Consider the following 14,145-nt stretch of genomic DNA (forward strand, 5'->3'; position numbering starts at 1 on the left):
AAATGTGAGACGACAATCACTTTATACTCTTTTTGTACTCTTAGTTGTCAGATTATTCAAACAATTTATCCGTAGTCTTAATGAGAATGCCAAACAGTATTCTTTTTAAAAAACTCTACTTTTCAAATAAGCATATTGAACCGAAGGAGGAGCCCATGAGTATCTTTTCGGCTGAAGCATTAAATCATAAACATGTGTTGATTACAGGAGCTACAGGTGGAATCGGTTATGAAACGGCAAAGCTGTTAGTCAAGATGGGAGCTAAAGTAACAATCACGGGAAGAAATAGGGAAAAGCTTAATGAGCTGGAAACTGAACTTTTTCTACTGACAGAAGAAGATAAAGTTTTTACAAAAGAGGCTGATCTTACAAATGAAGCGAGCCGAAAAGAATTAATTAGCGGTGCGAAAGAAAAGTTAGGCTTCATTAATGGTTTGGTAAATTCTTCTGGAATTGCAGGAACTAAAGTTACGGAAGAACTGGATGAGCAATTTATGGAAAATATGATGAATGTAAATTTTAAATCCACTTTTTTTCTGACACAGTCCATCTATTCGGACATGATCAAACAACAAGAAGGAGATATTGTAAACGTCGCTTCTCTGTCAGGGTTAAGAGGGACCTATGGCAATAGCGCCTATGCAGCCAGCAAATTCGCAGTTGTAGGGTGGAGCCAGTGCATGGCAGTCGAAGCTATTGCACATAACATAAGAGTTAATGCTGTTTGTCCAGGCTATGTAGAAACCGATATGGCGAAAATGCTGATTATAAAAAACGCTGAAAACTCCGGCAATACCTATAAGGAAGCATTCGCGAATGCAGAAAAGAGTATTCCATCAGGACGTTTGACGAAACCGTATGAGGTAGCGAATTCTATTGCGTTTCTCTTGACTGATGCAGCCAAGAACATTGTAGGTGAATCTTTGAAAATATCAGGTGGGAGTGTGATGCGATGAATAAGCAACATAGAGCAACCTAGGCAAGATATGTCGCAGAAACAGAGAACTTGCATATGATACACTCAATCAGCTAAACCAACACTAAGCATCAGAAGCTACAAAATTATTAGCATTATTAATCTTGAGTGAGGTGAGGAACCTATGTGGGATGTCGGTATTATAGGAATTGGGACAATGGGCAGCATGGCAGCATGGCAGCTGTCGAGCAAGGGCAAATCCGTAATTGGTTTTGAGCAGTTCGGTATAGGGCATGACCGTTCGGCTGCTGGAGGAGAGTCAAGGCTGTTCCGTACGGCGTATAAAGAGGGACCGGAATACGTACCGATTTTAAAGAGATCACAAGAGTTATGGCGTCAACTGGAAAAAGAGACCAGCAGCTATTTGTTACACCTTAATGGAGGATTGACGATTGGACAACCAGAAGAGGAAACGGTGAAAAATTCCTTGAAGGCAGTAACCGATTTTTCGATAGAACATGAAATTCTAGACTATGTTTCAGCCAGCAAGAGATATCCACAGCACCGGCTATCTAAGGACGAAATTATGGTTTTGGATAAAGAAGCCGGATACATTCGGCCAGAATTAGCAGTAGTCACTGCGGCGACGCGAGCAGAAGATCTTGGTGCAGAAATTTTGCGGTATACGACTGTTGAAAAGATAGAGCCGAAGAACGATCATGTTGCTGTGACAGCAAAGGGGCAAACTTATAAAGTAAGAAAATTGCTTATCACTGCCGGCCCTTGGGCGAAAAATTTCCTTCCAGCTTTTCAACCCTATTTACCAGTGAAAAGAATCTTTTTAACATGGTTTCCAGCTAAAGATATAGAGCTGTTTGGCCCAAAGAATTTCCCGGTCTTCACTCGGAGAACAGAAGGATACCGTTTTTTTGGAGCTCCTACACTTGAAGGATCTATGATTAAAATAGGTACAAGTAAACCTGGCTCTGAAGTTGCGTCTCCTGATCAGTTAGCCCCTATAAGTCTTGAAGAATTAGCGGATAGCAGTGTAATCGTGCAGAAATACTTCCGAGGTGTCCGAGCTGATCCTGTGAGGGCAGATGTTTATATGGATGCTTTTACTCCAGATAATCAGTCGATTGTAGGCAAAGTACCTGATATGCCAAATACTTATACATTAAGTGGGTTTTCAGGTCATGGTTTCAAAATGGCTCCGGCTTTCGGAGAACTTGCTGCTAATTTAATTATGGAAAAACAGTCGGATTTTCAGACTGAAACGTTGAATCCGGAACGCTATATACAAAGTATTAAAACTATATAAGGAGTGTGTTGTGAATGACTGCATGGGGTTTTTTTACTGATTTAGGATTGATTGCAGGACTGTTGCTGTTAGGTACGATTATCCGCGCGAAAGTCTCACTAATCCAACGGCTTTTTTTGCCAGCGAGCATTATAGCCGGTATAATTGGGCTTGCGTTCGGACCGAGTGGATTCAATTTAATTCCTTTTTCGGATCAAATAGGTACATATCCAGGAGTGCTGATTGCTGTCGTTTTTGGAGCATTACCGCTTGTCTCTCCAAAAATTAATTGGAAGGAAATTTCGAAACGTGTGGGTGGGATGTGGGCATATTCTCAGGCAGCCATGGTTTTAATGTGGGGCGGTGGTCTGTTATTCAGTTTATTAGTGCTTAACTCTATCTGGGGAGACCTTCATAACGGATTCGGATTGATTTTAGCTGCTGGATTTGTCGGAGGGCACGGTACTGCAGCGGCTATTGGCGCTACTTTTGCTCAACAAGGATGGGAAGATGCAACCTCTTTGGCAATGACATCTGCGACAGTCGGCATTCTTAGTGCCATTTTAATCGGATTAGTATTCATTAAACGGGGCGCATCAAAAGGTCATACAAATTTTATCGGGAACTTCGATGACTTGCCTAAAGAATTGCAAACCGGGTTAGTACCTAAACATTTACGGAAAAATGTACAGACAGATACTGTTTCTTCAATTTCCATTGATCCTTATATTTTTCATGGTTCCATTATTGCTGTAGTAGCTATGACTGGTTACTATATCAGCAGTTGGGTCGCTTCTTTGCTGCCGAATTTGGCAATACCTGCTTTTTCTGTTGCATTTTTAGTAGGGCTTGCCTTCAAGAAAGTTTTGTCTTCAACTAAGGCGGATCACTATGTCAGCAAGGACGTTATCAACCGCATAAGTGGAAGCGCCACGGACCTATTGGTGGCATTCGGAATTGCTTCAATCAGTTTACCTGTTGTTCTTGAATATATTGTGCCACTCTCCATTTTATTTGCCTTTGGCTTGTTTTTTGCTTGGACGTTCTTTTACATCCTTTCTCGCCGTTTCTTCCAACAACACTGGTTTGAAAAAGGCATTTTCACATGGGGATGGACAACAGGCACCGTCGCTATGGGCATTGCTTTATTACGGATTGTAGACCCGGAATTAGAGAGTAATACCTTGGATGATTTTGGGATGGCTTATATTCCAATTGCACCAGTAGAAATCTTAATCGTCACCTTTGCACCGCTATTAATCGTAAATTCCCAGTCTTGGCTATTCATCGGAATTACGCTTACTTTTGGACTTGTCATATTTGTAATAGCTAAAATGAATGGCTGGTTCACTTTTAAGCGTGTTCCATTAACCGTTACTAAAACAAACGTGAAAATTCCATGAATTTTTTCTGATAGGATTAGCGGTGCATAACCTGCACTGGATGTTTATTTGAAGTATGTTCTATATTAAGTGAAAAGAGTATAGTGATAAAGGTTTTAGATTTCTTCAAGTCCGTTCATTATCTACTTCAATTATTGTTTTATATTAAATAAAAAAGGCAGATAGCATAACAAGCTATCTGTCCTTTACTTGTATTTATTTTACTCTGTTCGATTGCGTTAAACGATTTGCTTCCATCCGTGATAAGACCTGTTCACTGTCTTTGTTGGACAATTTGGTGCAGAGGAAGGTAGTTTCGATGCTGCTGGGGTTTAATTGATTCCGCAGGAGGATCTGGAGTTCTTCAGGTGTCAATGCCATATCAGATTGGCCTCCTTTGTAGTAATCTGGTTTATTTGTTCGCAAAATTTAACTTAACAAATAAATATTAGCCAAGTTAAGTCTACATATGTGGGGTTATAGGAAGAGTAGAAGCATTAACAAGTTGATCCTCTTTCAATAGAAATATAAAGTTGACACGTTAAATACCTAGTATTACAATTGGTATTAAGTTGAATAGTCTTATCAAGAGAAGCAAAGGGACAGGCCCGTCGAAGCTTCAGCAACCTCTGAATTCACAGAAAGGTGCTAATTCCTGCAAGAATTTTTTCTTGAAGATAAGAGTGGATTTAAGAAATTTACAACCCTCTTTACTCGAAATTTGAGAAAGAGGGTTGTTTTTTTTTATAACTAAGTCAATACAACATAAATATCACTCATGGGTGAATGATGTAAGGGGATGTAGCAGTTGGTGAAAAATATATATAGATTAGGAATTGATATTGGCGGAACATTTACTGATTTAACCCTGTTCAATACTGAAACGGGAGAATTTATGGGTCTGAAAACACCTACCGTTCCGAAAGATCCCGCGCGTGGCATTACGAATGGATTAGCGCTATTGCAGGAAGAGGGCATCAAGCCTTTAGAAATCAATTATTTTGTCCATGGCATGACAATCGGGTTAAACACTCTTCTTCAGCGGAGAGGAGCGGATATCGCATTATTCGTTACGGAAGGCTTTAGGGATATCCTATCCTTGCAGCGCCTGCGCTTGCCAGTGCCTTATGATTTCAGATCTCGGCTTCCTGAATCACTGATTCCCCGGAAAAACACCTACCCAATCCATGGAAGACTGCTCCATGATGGTTCCGAACGGTGGCCACTAGATGTGAAGGCTATAGAAACAGCAGTGGATCAAGCTGTAGCAAACGGCATAGAAGGGATTGTCGTATCGTTTTTACATAGTTACAAAAATCCGATGCACGAACAACAAGCAGCGGAAATCATCAGGCAACGGGCGCCTCAGTTGGACATTGTCACGTCTTCGGAGCTTTGGTCCGAGATGAGAGAATACGAACGTACAGTAATGGCGTCTGCCAATCTATACATTCAGCCGAATGTGAAAAAGTACTTTGCCACATTAAAGGAGCGGCTGCAGGACGAAGGCATTGCAGCCACCCCGTTTATTACCCAATCCAACGGCGGCTTAATGGATATTGAAACGGCGGCAAGTGCCCCTGTGCGTACGCTTTTCTCTGGCCCGGCTGCTGGCGTTATCGGTTCGATCCGGGTAGCGGAATCAGCCGGATTTGAAAACGTCCTAACATTTGATCTTGGCGGTACAAGTGCCGATATTTCCATTATTGAAAAAGGGCAAGCGACATTTACCCAGACCAACCAGCTGGCTGGCATTCCAATTATGATTCCATCCGTTTCCATTTATTCAATTGGTGCGGGAGGAGGGTCTTACGCCTGGATTGACAAGGGCGGCCTTTTGAAAATAGGGCCTGAATCGGTAGGGTCTGATCCAGGGCCGGCTTGTTATGGAAAAGGAGAATTAGCGGCGCTGACAGATGCGTTCCTTGTTTGCGACTATTTGAATCCTGACCGTTTTGCTGCGGGAAGGCTTCCGCTTTACCGAGAGAAATCTGAACAAGCGCTTCGACCGATTGCCGATTATTTAGGAAAAGGCGTCCGGGAAACAGCGGATCAGATGATTCAAGTGGCTGTGGCAAATATGTACACGGAATTGAGCAATGTGATGGAGCAACACGGCATCGACCCAAGGGATTTCAGCATGCTGGCATTCGGTGGCGCTGGACCTGTGACAGCCAATTTCCTTGCGCAAGAAATCCAGGCAAAGAATGTTCTGGTGCCCCCGAGTCCCGGAACGTTGTCTGCCTTGGGCGCCTTGACTGCCGATTTTCTCTACGATGCTGTTTCATCCCGGCAGGATTTGCTGAGTAACCTGTCAAGCGATGAACTGAAAGCGGAATTCGGGCAATTGACTGATAAAGCCGAGGACTGGATCAAAAAACAGCAGCTTTCGATATTGGAAGGTACTACGTTGTTGTTCTCAATGGATGCGCGCTATAAAGGGCAAGCATTTGAAATCGAATTGCCACTTTCTGCCGAATGGTTAAGCGGTGCTGGGATTCAGGAGATTGAAAACTCCTTCCATGCAATTCACCAACGTCAATATGGGCATAGTGATCCGGAAACAAACATTGAAGTGATCAATTTGCGCGTCCGAATCATTGGCCATACACCAAAGCCTTTCTTTAAACAAGTCGAAGCGGCAGGCGAAGAAGAACCGCACATTGTATCGAAACGGTATGTCATATTGAACGGCGTCGAACACGAAGCGGACGTCTATGCAAGAACAGACCTGAAACAAGGGTATCGGGTCGCAGGCCCAGCCATTGTGGAACAGGACGATACTACAACTGTAATCCTTCCAGGATGGACTGGCAGAACAGATTTGGCAGGCAATCTGATTATCGAACGTTTGGAGAGTGAGTCTTGATGCGTACAGATCCGGCACAATTAGAAATCATGAGAAGTTATTTTAACGCAATTGCGTCTGGAATGGGGCATGTCATTGAACGGACTTCTTTTACGACGTTTGTAAAGGAATCTGCCGATTTTGCAACAGCTCTTGCAACGCCGGATGGTGAGTTTTTCGTTTACCCGAAAACCGTAGGTGTGACCATTTTTATGGGTCTGACGCTAAAGCGGGCTATTGAAGAAAGCGGCGAGCTGGAACCGGGAGATATCATTATTACCAATGATCCTTATTCAACAGATGGGTTAGCTACACATCTTCCGGACATCCATGTTTTCAAACCTATTTTCGTGGATGGTAAGATTGCCAGCTATGCATGGGCATTCGTTCACATCAGTGATGTGGGCGGTTTGGTTCCTGCAAGTATTTCGCCGACGGCAACGGATATTCATCAGGAAGGTCTGCGAATTCCACCGGTGAAACTTTACCGGGCAGGAAAAGAAAATAAGGATGTGTTGGCTTTCCTAAACGCCAACAGCCGGGTTCCAGATTTGAATTACGGGGATATCAATGCCATGATTGCAGCGGTCAATACCGCGGAAACCCGCTTCATGGGCATGGTGGAGAAGTTTGGTATGACACCGGTTGAAAATGCCATGACGGATTTGTTGGAACAGGCCGAGATGCGTTCAGAAAATATCATTCGTGAAATTCCAAATGGTACGTATTCATTTGCCGATTACCTGGATGACGATATGGTGTCCGAGGTGCCAATCCGTCTGGCAGTCACAGTAACGATCGAAGGCAGCACGATTACGCTGGACTTCTCGGATTGCGACCCCCAGGTCCAGACGGCATTCAATTTGGTCACCAACGGTTCGCGGCATTCTTTCCTCTTCCAAGGGCTCATCAACTATATTATTAGCAGTGATCCGTTCATCCCGGTAAACGGTGGATTGACAAGACCTGTTCACGTAATTGCACCAAGAGGGACGTTGGTGAATCCGGAATACCCTGCATCCGTCGGAATTCGCCACTCCATCACGATGAGGCTGTATAATGTGATTTTGGGTGCACTGGCGCAAGCTCTTCCAGAAATGATTCCTGCTGCAGGGGCCGGCCAGTCGGCAATCGTGGTGCTGTCTACGCCTGAAAGTGCAGGGGGCGCGCGGAAAATGGCGGTTGTGGAACCGATGGGCGGCGGTGGTGGCGGCCAATTTGATATGGATGGCGTCGATGGCATCGATCATGCTTCCGGTTTCTTGAAAAATACACCAATCGAAAGCTTGGAGCAGCACATTGATATTTTTGTCCATAAATATGAATTAGTTGCCGATACAGCAGGGGCGGGCTACCACCGCGGCGGTCATGCGATTCAGCTGGATTTTGAAATCATGAAGCCGGAATCGATCGTTACTGCGCGGGGGATGGAGCGGCTCCGCTTCCAGCCGTGGGGCTTGCTTGGCGGCCAACCTGGAGCGGTCGGAAAAGTTGTTCGGAATCCTGGACAGCCTGATGCTGTGCAGTTGCCGAAAATCGAAATTCTGAGACCGAAAAAAGGGGATGTCATTTCCATCAGTGCTCCTGGCGGCGGTGGTTGGGGAAATCCGCTTGAACGGGAAAGCGGGTTCGTTTTGGAAGAAGTGGAGGCCGGGCTATTGAGCCGGGAAAACGCAGAATCTTTATATGGCGTTTCCGTCGTTATTGGTCCAGATGGCAGACTGTCGGTTGACGAAATAGCTACAGAACAAAAACGGAAAGAAAGAACACCTCATTATGAACCAAGCTGGAACTTTGGCGAAGCGCGGGAAGCATATGAGGCAGTGTGGACCCCGAAAGCCAGTTCAACGCTTGCACGGCTGCTCCGCGAACTGCCTGCCAATCAGCGGTCGCATTATAAGCACTTGATGCATAAGAACAATGAAAATCGAATGTCTCCATTGAACAAAGAAGAAGTGGAAACCCAGTTGGATCAGCTACTGAATGAGAAAATTGAATAACCTAGAAAAACTAGAAATGGAGTGAATCATCAAATGAGAAAATTAAAATTATCTACTTTCCTGGCAGGCGCCCTTTCAACGGTGTTGCTGCTGGGAGCATGTTCTTCTGAAACCGGCACGACTACTGAAGGCGGAGAAAGTGAAAAAACAGATAAAGTAGTAGTAGGGGTTTACGGTGGCGATTGGGAGAAAAATATTCGTCCGAGCATCGAAGCATTTGCGGAAGAAGCGGGAATTGATGTGGAAATCGTAGCGGGCGCCGATTCCGAATGGTTTACGAAACTAAAAGCGTCCAATGGCAAAAACCCGCAATACGATTTGCTGATTCTACAGCCAGATACAATTCAACGGGCAGTGGCGGCGAAGCTGATCCAGCCGATCGATGCGGAAAAAGCTCCGAATACAGCAGATTTGTATCCGAGCATTCAGGAACGTTTAACAATTGATGGTGAACAATATGCAGCTGGATTCAGTATCGGGCAACTTGGCCTCGCTTACCGCAAAGATTTAGTGCCTGCTGAGCCGACTGCTTGGCTTGATTTATGGAACCCGGAGTATAAAGGCCATGTAGCGGTTTCTTCTCCGACTTATTCAGCTGGGCTGCAGTTTCTTTCTGGCTTGATCAATGCACAAGGCGGGGAAGAAAGCAATCCGGAAGATGTGGACCAAGCATTTGAAAAGCTTGGAGAGTTAAAAGGAAACATCGTGGCGTATCCGGATAATCCAGGTTCCATCCAGACTTTATTGGAGCGTGGAGATGCGTGGGTTGTACCATTTTGGGATGGTCGAATATTCGCCCTTCAGGAAAGCGGCTTAGATCTTGGATTTGCTTATCCGGAAGAAGGCGCAGTGGCAGCAGTCGCAAGCTGGGCAGTTACCACAGGCAGTCCGAACGAACAAAATGCATATGATTTGTTGAACCACCTAAGCAGTCCGGAAGTCCAAAAAGAATTCTCCGACTTGACGTTTTATGGCATGGCCAATGAAAATGTCGAATACAGCGAGACTTTGCTAGGAAAAATACAGGTTGGGGAAGAAGCTTATAGCTCATTGAAATGGGTGGATTATGAAACCGCCACACAGCAGCTAGGAGATTGGACAAACCGCTGGACAGAAGTACTGGGTGGTAATTGATGAGTGAGATCCATATTGATCATGTCAGCCGTCATTTCGATGACAATATCGCATTGGCCGATGTGAGCTTGACGATCAAGGAGGGGGAATTTTTCTCCCTTCTCGGTCCAAGCGGCTGTGGAAAATCGACTTTACTGAATATCATTGCCGGCTTTTTGGAACCGACAGACGGAGTAGTGCATATAAGTGGGAAAGACGTCACCAATCTCCCTCCTTATCGTCGGAATTTGGGTATGGTCTTTCAAAACTATGCGTTGTTTCCGCATCTCACCGTATTTGAAAACATCGCCTACGGGCTCAAAATCAAAAAAATGAGCCGCCAAGAAATAAAGGAACGGGTCGAAGAGAGCTTAGCGCTTGTACAGCTTGAGCAGTTTGCGGGACGTAGACCTCATCAATTGAGCGGCGGGCAACAGCAACGGGTGGCAATTGCACGAGCGCTTGCCGTTCGGCCTTCAGTATTGTTGCTTGATGAACCCTTGAGCAATTTGGACGCGAAGCTGCGGAAAGAAATGCAGTTTGAACTGCGCAATATTCAGCAGCGGGTCGGTATCACGACCATACTGGTGACACATGATCAGGAAGAAGCTTTAAGCTTATCGGACCGGGTCGGAATTCTCGGGAAAGGGCGGCTGCAGCAGGTGGGCACTCCGCTTGAAGTATACCGGGCGCCTGCAAATCAGTTTGTAGCGGAGTTTATCGGCCAAGTAAACCTTTTTGAGGTTGCTTTAAGCCAGACGAACCAGCCCTCTCCTGCCGGGGAAATTTCTTATGAGGCAATTTCCCACATGGACGGCAACATTCAGCCATTAGCACTAGCTGCAACGCAGAAACCGGAATTTAAAAATGGACAGGCATTGTTCATGCTACGCCCTGAACGTATTCAACTTGCTTTTGTGCCACTTGACTTGACCGCCAACTACGCGGAAACTCGCTTGTTGGAAATGAGCTATGTAGGAAATGCCTTACGGTTGAAAGTAGCGTTGGCAAAAGGGGAATTGGTCATCCATACTCCAGATCCGATGTTTGCGGAACTGCCGAAACCAGGCGATGTGCTTTATGTATACTGGAACCCGGAAGATTTATACGCTTTGGAAGCGGGCGAGTAGAATGAAGAAAACCTCAACGAAAAAGAAAAATCAATTGTTCCATTGGCTCTTCTTGCTGCCGACACTGCTGTTTTTCGGCGTATTTCTAGTCCTGCCTTTCGCCTTATTGATTAAATTGAGTTTCCAAGATGTAGATGCGATGTTAATCACCTTGAATACGTATAGTTTGTCTCAATACATTGAAGTGTTTTCTTCCCCGGTTTACTTGGGAACCATTTGGTCCACCATCTGGGTTGCTGCCTTGACGACTGTCTTTTGTTTGCTGCTGGCTTATCCGGCAGCCTATTTGCTTGTTCGTGCACCGAGCCGCAAGATGCGGGCATTGTTTTATATTCTGCTTGTATCCCCGCTTTTAACAAGTGTGGTCATTCGGACGTTCGCATGGATTGTGCTGCTGGCGCAAAATGGGCTCATCAATGATTCTCTGTTGAAATTGAATGTTATCCAAGAACCGCTTTCGATGTTGTGGAATATGAAGGCCGTTATTATTGCGTATGTTCAGGTCATGCTGCCGTTTGCCGTATTGCCGATTGCGACGTCGCTTAGTGAAACGCATGTGAATCTGCGGAACGCATCAATGATTCTAGGAGCGAACCGTATCCAGACATTTTTGAAAGTGACCTTGCCGCTGACCATACCGGGAGCCATTACCGGAGCGATTATAGTCTTTTCTTTGGCAGCTGGAAGCTATATCACCCCACTTCTTGTAGGGGGACGGATGCAGCCGTTATTGCCGTTATCTATTTATCAGCAAGTGATGCAAGTATTCAATCTTCCGCTTGCCGCAGCTATGTCAATCAGCCTCTTAGTCCTCGTATTTATCATTGTTGGTCTATTGGGGTATATCCTTAAGCGTTGGGAGGCGAAAATGAATGGGTAAAAAACGGTTCAGCCTGCTTGATTTCATCGTTTGGACTTCTGGAATCCTGGTTTATCTATTCATGATTCTTCCCGTTTTCGTCATCGCCATCTCGGCGTTCAGTCCGAGTGAATATCCTGAATTTCCGCCGAAAGCAGTCTCGCTCAAATGGTTTACAGCGATTTTCACGAATCCGCAATGGATGGATTCCTTATGGATCAGTATTTTGCTGTTGTTCATTGTAACGCCGATAACCGTAGTCATGGGCACGATGGCTTCCTATGCACTTGCAAGGCTCGAGTTTAAAGGAAAAGGATTAATTCAAGCCTTTGTCCTCTCACCATTAATGATCCCGCAAATTGTTCTGGGTATTGCTTTGCTCTACTTGTTTACGACAATGGGGATTATCGGCACCATTACAGGGCTTGTCATCGGGCATATGCTGATCAGTTTCCCGTATGTGGTGAGGACGGTCAGTGTCAGTGTATCAAACTTAGATCCGCGGCTGGAACTCGCTTCGATGAATCTCGGCGCTACCCCGATGCAAACGTTTTTCAAAGTGACTTTGCCGCTCATCAAGCCAGGAATCATTGCAGGGGCTGTATTTGCAGCGGTCACGTCGTTCGGAGAAATCTCGATTTCCCTGTTTGTTTCGTCTCCGTCGACAATCACCGTACCAGTCCGGACATTTGGCTATATTGAACAAACCTTTGATCCAAGCATCAATGCAATTTCAGTTATATTCATTGTGTTTTCAGTCGTTGCATTGCTCATCATTGAAAAGACGGTCGGTTTGTCAAAAGTTATGTAAGAAACTCCATATCCTTTTAATTTCAAATATGAAAATAAAAGGATGAATTGCGACCTATAGGAAAGATTAATCAATAAAAAAGGACAGACAGCTTATCAAAGCTGTCTGTCCTTTAACTTATCGAAACGAGTTATTTTGTTTTATCTTAACTCTTTTTCTTTTTGTTCATAAATGGGTACTTTTACGAACGGCTTGAGTTAATTAGTGCTCATTTGATTTGCTTCTCTATTAAAAATTATTTTATATTTTTTAATAAAGCTTTTCTTTGCGAAAAAATAGTTTACATATCAGCAGTAATCGGAATCTACATAAATAGAAAGGAAGAGAAGAGGCTAATTACAGAGCCTTCTCTCTTCCTTTTTCCTACTAAAGTAGAATTTCAACAAAGCTACTATTTCTATGAAGATGATGAAGTTAATCATTGCTAAAAAGCCATTTAACAATAAATCAGGACAGTACCGTTCTTAGCTTCAGGTGAACTTTCTTCCAAAGAATCCTCTTCAGGTGTTTCTTCCGCTGCTTCTGCACTCGTTTTCTCTTGAGAAACTAAGATTCCTGTAGTGGTCTTAGTTTCTTTATGTAGGGAATTAAATTAGAGAAAAAGGTTGTATTTATCTACAATGCCTCTGTACATCCCAATCGATTTGTTGTCGTGTATAGGCTTCTACATACCTGAATTTTGCGTTCTAGGATCCAAGTTATTTGAAAAATAATGCGAAATTCTTAAAACATTGAAAAGGAACAAACCCCTTATTTAGTAAAGGAGCTTGTTCCTTGTTTCATTTCTCAATGTCTGAAATCATTTGTCGTAGTAATGGCCTTTGCCTTTGCCTTTTTCATGTCCTTTGCCTTTGCCTTTGTAATGGCCCTTGCCTTTGCCTTTGCCTTTACCTTTGCCTTTGCCTTTGCCTTTGCCTTTGCCTTTGCCCTTGCCTTTTCCTTTACTATAATCTTTATCGCCGTAATGGCCTTTGCCTTTATAATTCCCTTTGCTTTTACCTTTACCTTTTTTGCCTTTACCATAATCTTTTCGTTTATCTTTATCTTTGTCACCATAATAGTCTTTATCACCATAATAGTCTTTGTTCTCAGAATAATCACCAGAAGCAAATGTGGCACTAGCTGAGAAGCCAAACATGAGGAATACAGCCATTATAATCGTTAAGAATTTTTTCATTTTTTGTCTCTCCATTTCATTATTGGATTTTGTTTATTCTCTAGGCAAGGGATATAGAGGTATAAACTTTCATCATTAATGTATTCTAAGAGACTCATCACCCTTTCTTTCCAATAAATTAAATAACAAAAATGTGGTATTTCAGTTATTTTTAAGAAATAATAGGAATTTGATGCTTGCTCGATTATTTTATAATAAATATCAATAAAATACCATAGTTTTTTGAATATTTACTAAATTTGGTCTATATAGACTAGCCCGAAGAGTGATAGACGTACATTTAAGCTCTGCTGTAATTTTTTTATAAAAATTTCCGTGTAAATATAACCAGTTAAGCAAATCCATCATACAAAATGGCAAGAAAGGAAGGGATGATCAGATATATCGCCAGTTTTAGGGTCAAGAAATGCATTCAAAATTTTCTTTTGTATTTTCTTATTTTTATTTTTGATTGGGGTTTATATAAAATTTTTATTAACCGTACTATTTTATGAGAGGAGGAATTGGGTCGCCATAAATGTTAATTGGCTACTTCTGCATAGAAGCATCGGAAGTGTATACGTTTTTTAGCTATTGATACGAAATTGAAAGAGCAAAATAGCTTTAAAC

At 43.4% G+C, this 14,145-nt stretch carries 10 protein-coding genes and 1 riboswitch; of the genes, 9 read left to right on the plus strand and 1 reads right to left on the minus strand.

Annotation, left to right across the window (positions count from 1 at the left end; translation table 11 throughout):
• The first annotated feature begins 155 nt into the window (after nucleotides 1–155).
• The 9 genes from FQV30_RS08250 (at nucleotide 156) to FQV30_RS08295 (ending at nucleotide 12,359) form a co-directional block, all read left to right on the plus strand.
• Entirely contained in the window at nucleotides 156–956 is an 801-nt protein-coding gene (locus tag FQV30_RS08250) for an SDR family NAD(P)-dependent oxidoreductase (protein ID WP_146499690.1), read from the plus strand.
• Between the two features lie 144 nt (nucleotides 957–1,100).
• Nucleotides 1,101–2,237, plus strand: a complete 1,137-nt coding sequence (solA, locus tag FQV30_RS08255; RefSeq protein ID WP_146499691.1) for an N-methyl-L-tryptophan oxidase — start codon at nucleotides 1,101–1,103, stop codon at nucleotides 2,235–2,237.
• Between the two features lie 14 nt (nucleotides 2,238–2,251).
• A complete protein-coding gene (locus tag FQV30_RS08260) occupies nucleotides 2,252–3,619 on the plus strand; it encodes a sodium/glutamate symporter (protein WP_146499692.1) in 1,368 nt (455 codons plus the stop codon).
• Between the two features lie 558 nt (nucleotides 3,620–4,177).
• Nucleotides 4,178–4,282: riboswitch (SAM riboswitch) on the plus strand.
• 127 nt (nucleotides 4,283–4,409) lie between these two features.
• Nucleotides 4,410–6,467 carry a hydantoinase/oxoprolinase family protein gene (locus tag FQV30_RS08270; protein WP_255473417.1) on the plus strand — a complete coding sequence of 686 codons (2,058 nt, stop codon included), beginning with the start codon at nucleotides 4,410–4,412 and terminating at the stop codon, nucleotides 6,465–6,467.
• A complete protein-coding gene (locus FQV30_RS08275; protein ID WP_146500350.1) occupies nucleotides 6,467–8,446 on the plus strand; it encodes a hydantoinase B/oxoprolinase family protein in 1,980 nt (659 codons plus the stop codon). Before FQV30_RS08270 ends, FQV30_RS08275 begins: the two co-directional genes overlap by 1 nt.
• 33 nt (nucleotides 8,447–8,479) lie before the next feature.
• On the plus strand, nucleotides 8,480–9,580 hold the full coding sequence (locus tag FQV30_RS08280) for an ABC transporter substrate-binding protein (RefSeq protein WP_146499694.1): 1,101 nt from the start codon (nucleotides 8,480–8,482) through the stop codon (nucleotides 9,578–9,580).
• On the plus strand, nucleotides 9,580–10,689 hold the full coding sequence (locus FQV30_RS08285; RefSeq protein ID WP_146499695.1) for an ABC transporter ATP-binding protein: 1,110 nt from the start codon (nucleotides 9,580–9,582) through the stop codon (nucleotides 10,687–10,689). Before FQV30_RS08280 ends, FQV30_RS08285 begins: the two co-directional genes overlap by 1 nt.
• Before the next feature lies 1 nt (nucleotide 10,690).
• Nucleotides 10,691–11,569, plus strand: coding sequence for an ABC transporter permease (locus FQV30_RS08290; RefSeq protein ID WP_146499696.1), 879 nt, complete (start codon nucleotides 10,691–10,693; stop codon nucleotides 11,567–11,569).
• Nucleotides 11,562–12,359, plus strand: coding sequence for an ABC transporter permease (locus FQV30_RS08295; RefSeq protein ID WP_146499697.1), 798 nt, complete (start codon nucleotides 11,562–11,564; stop codon nucleotides 12,357–12,359). The genes FQV30_RS08290 and FQV30_RS08295 overlap by 8 nt, the downstream gene beginning before the upstream one ends.
• Before the next feature lie 799 nt (nucleotides 12,360–13,158).
• Here the strand turns inward: FQV30_RS08295 and FQV30_RS08300 are convergent.
• Complete coding sequence (locus FQV30_RS08300) at nucleotides 13,159–13,536, minus strand: hypothetical protein (RefSeq protein ID WP_186725582.1); 378 nt, start codon at nucleotides 13,534–13,536, stop codon at nucleotides 13,159–13,161.
• Nucleotides 13,537–14,145: the final 609 nt, after the last annotated feature.

The organism is Planomicrobium sp. CPCC 101110 (assembly GCF_007859395.1).
Lineage (GTDB): Bacteria > Bacillota > Bacilli > Bacillales_A > Planococcaceae > Planococcus.

What these genes read in the sequence shown, in the direction of transcription:
- solA (WP_146499691.1), top strand. Translation starts at nt 1,101, where the DNA reads ATGTGGGATGTCGGTATTATAGGAATTGGGACAATGGGCAGCATGGCA.
- FQV30_RS08280 (WP_146499694.1), top strand. Translation starts at nt 8,480, where the DNA reads ATGAGAAAATTAAAATTATCTACTTTCCTGGCAGGCGCCCTTTCAACG.
- FQV30_RS08275 (WP_146500350.1), top strand. Translation starts at nt 6,467, where the DNA reads ATGCGTACAGATCCGGCACAATTAGAAATCATGAGAAGTTATTTTAAC.
- FQV30_RS08290 (WP_146499696.1), top strand. Translation starts at nt 10,691, where the DNA reads ATGAAGAAAACCTCAACGAAAAAGAAAAATCAATTGTTCCATTGGCTC.
- FQV30_RS08295 (WP_146499697.1), top strand. Translation starts at nt 11,562, where the DNA reads ATGGGTAAAAAACGGTTCAGCCTGCTTGATTTCATCGTTTGGACTTCT.
- FQV30_RS08285 (WP_146499695.1), top strand. Translation starts at nt 9,580, where the DNA reads ATGAGTGAGATCCATATTGATCATGTCAGCCGTCATTTCGATGACAAT.
- FQV30_RS08300 (WP_186725582.1), bottom strand. Translation starts at nt 13,536, where the DNA reads ATGAAAAAATTCTTAACGATTATAATGGCTGTATTCCTCATGTTTGGC.
- FQV30_RS08250 (WP_146499690.1), top strand. Translation starts at nt 156, where the DNA reads ATGAGTATCTTTTCGGCTGAAGCATTAAATCATAAACATGTGTTGATT.
- FQV30_RS08260 (WP_146499692.1), top strand. Translation starts at nt 2,252, where the DNA reads ATGACTGCATGGGGTTTTTTTACTGATTTAGGATTGATTGCAGGACTG.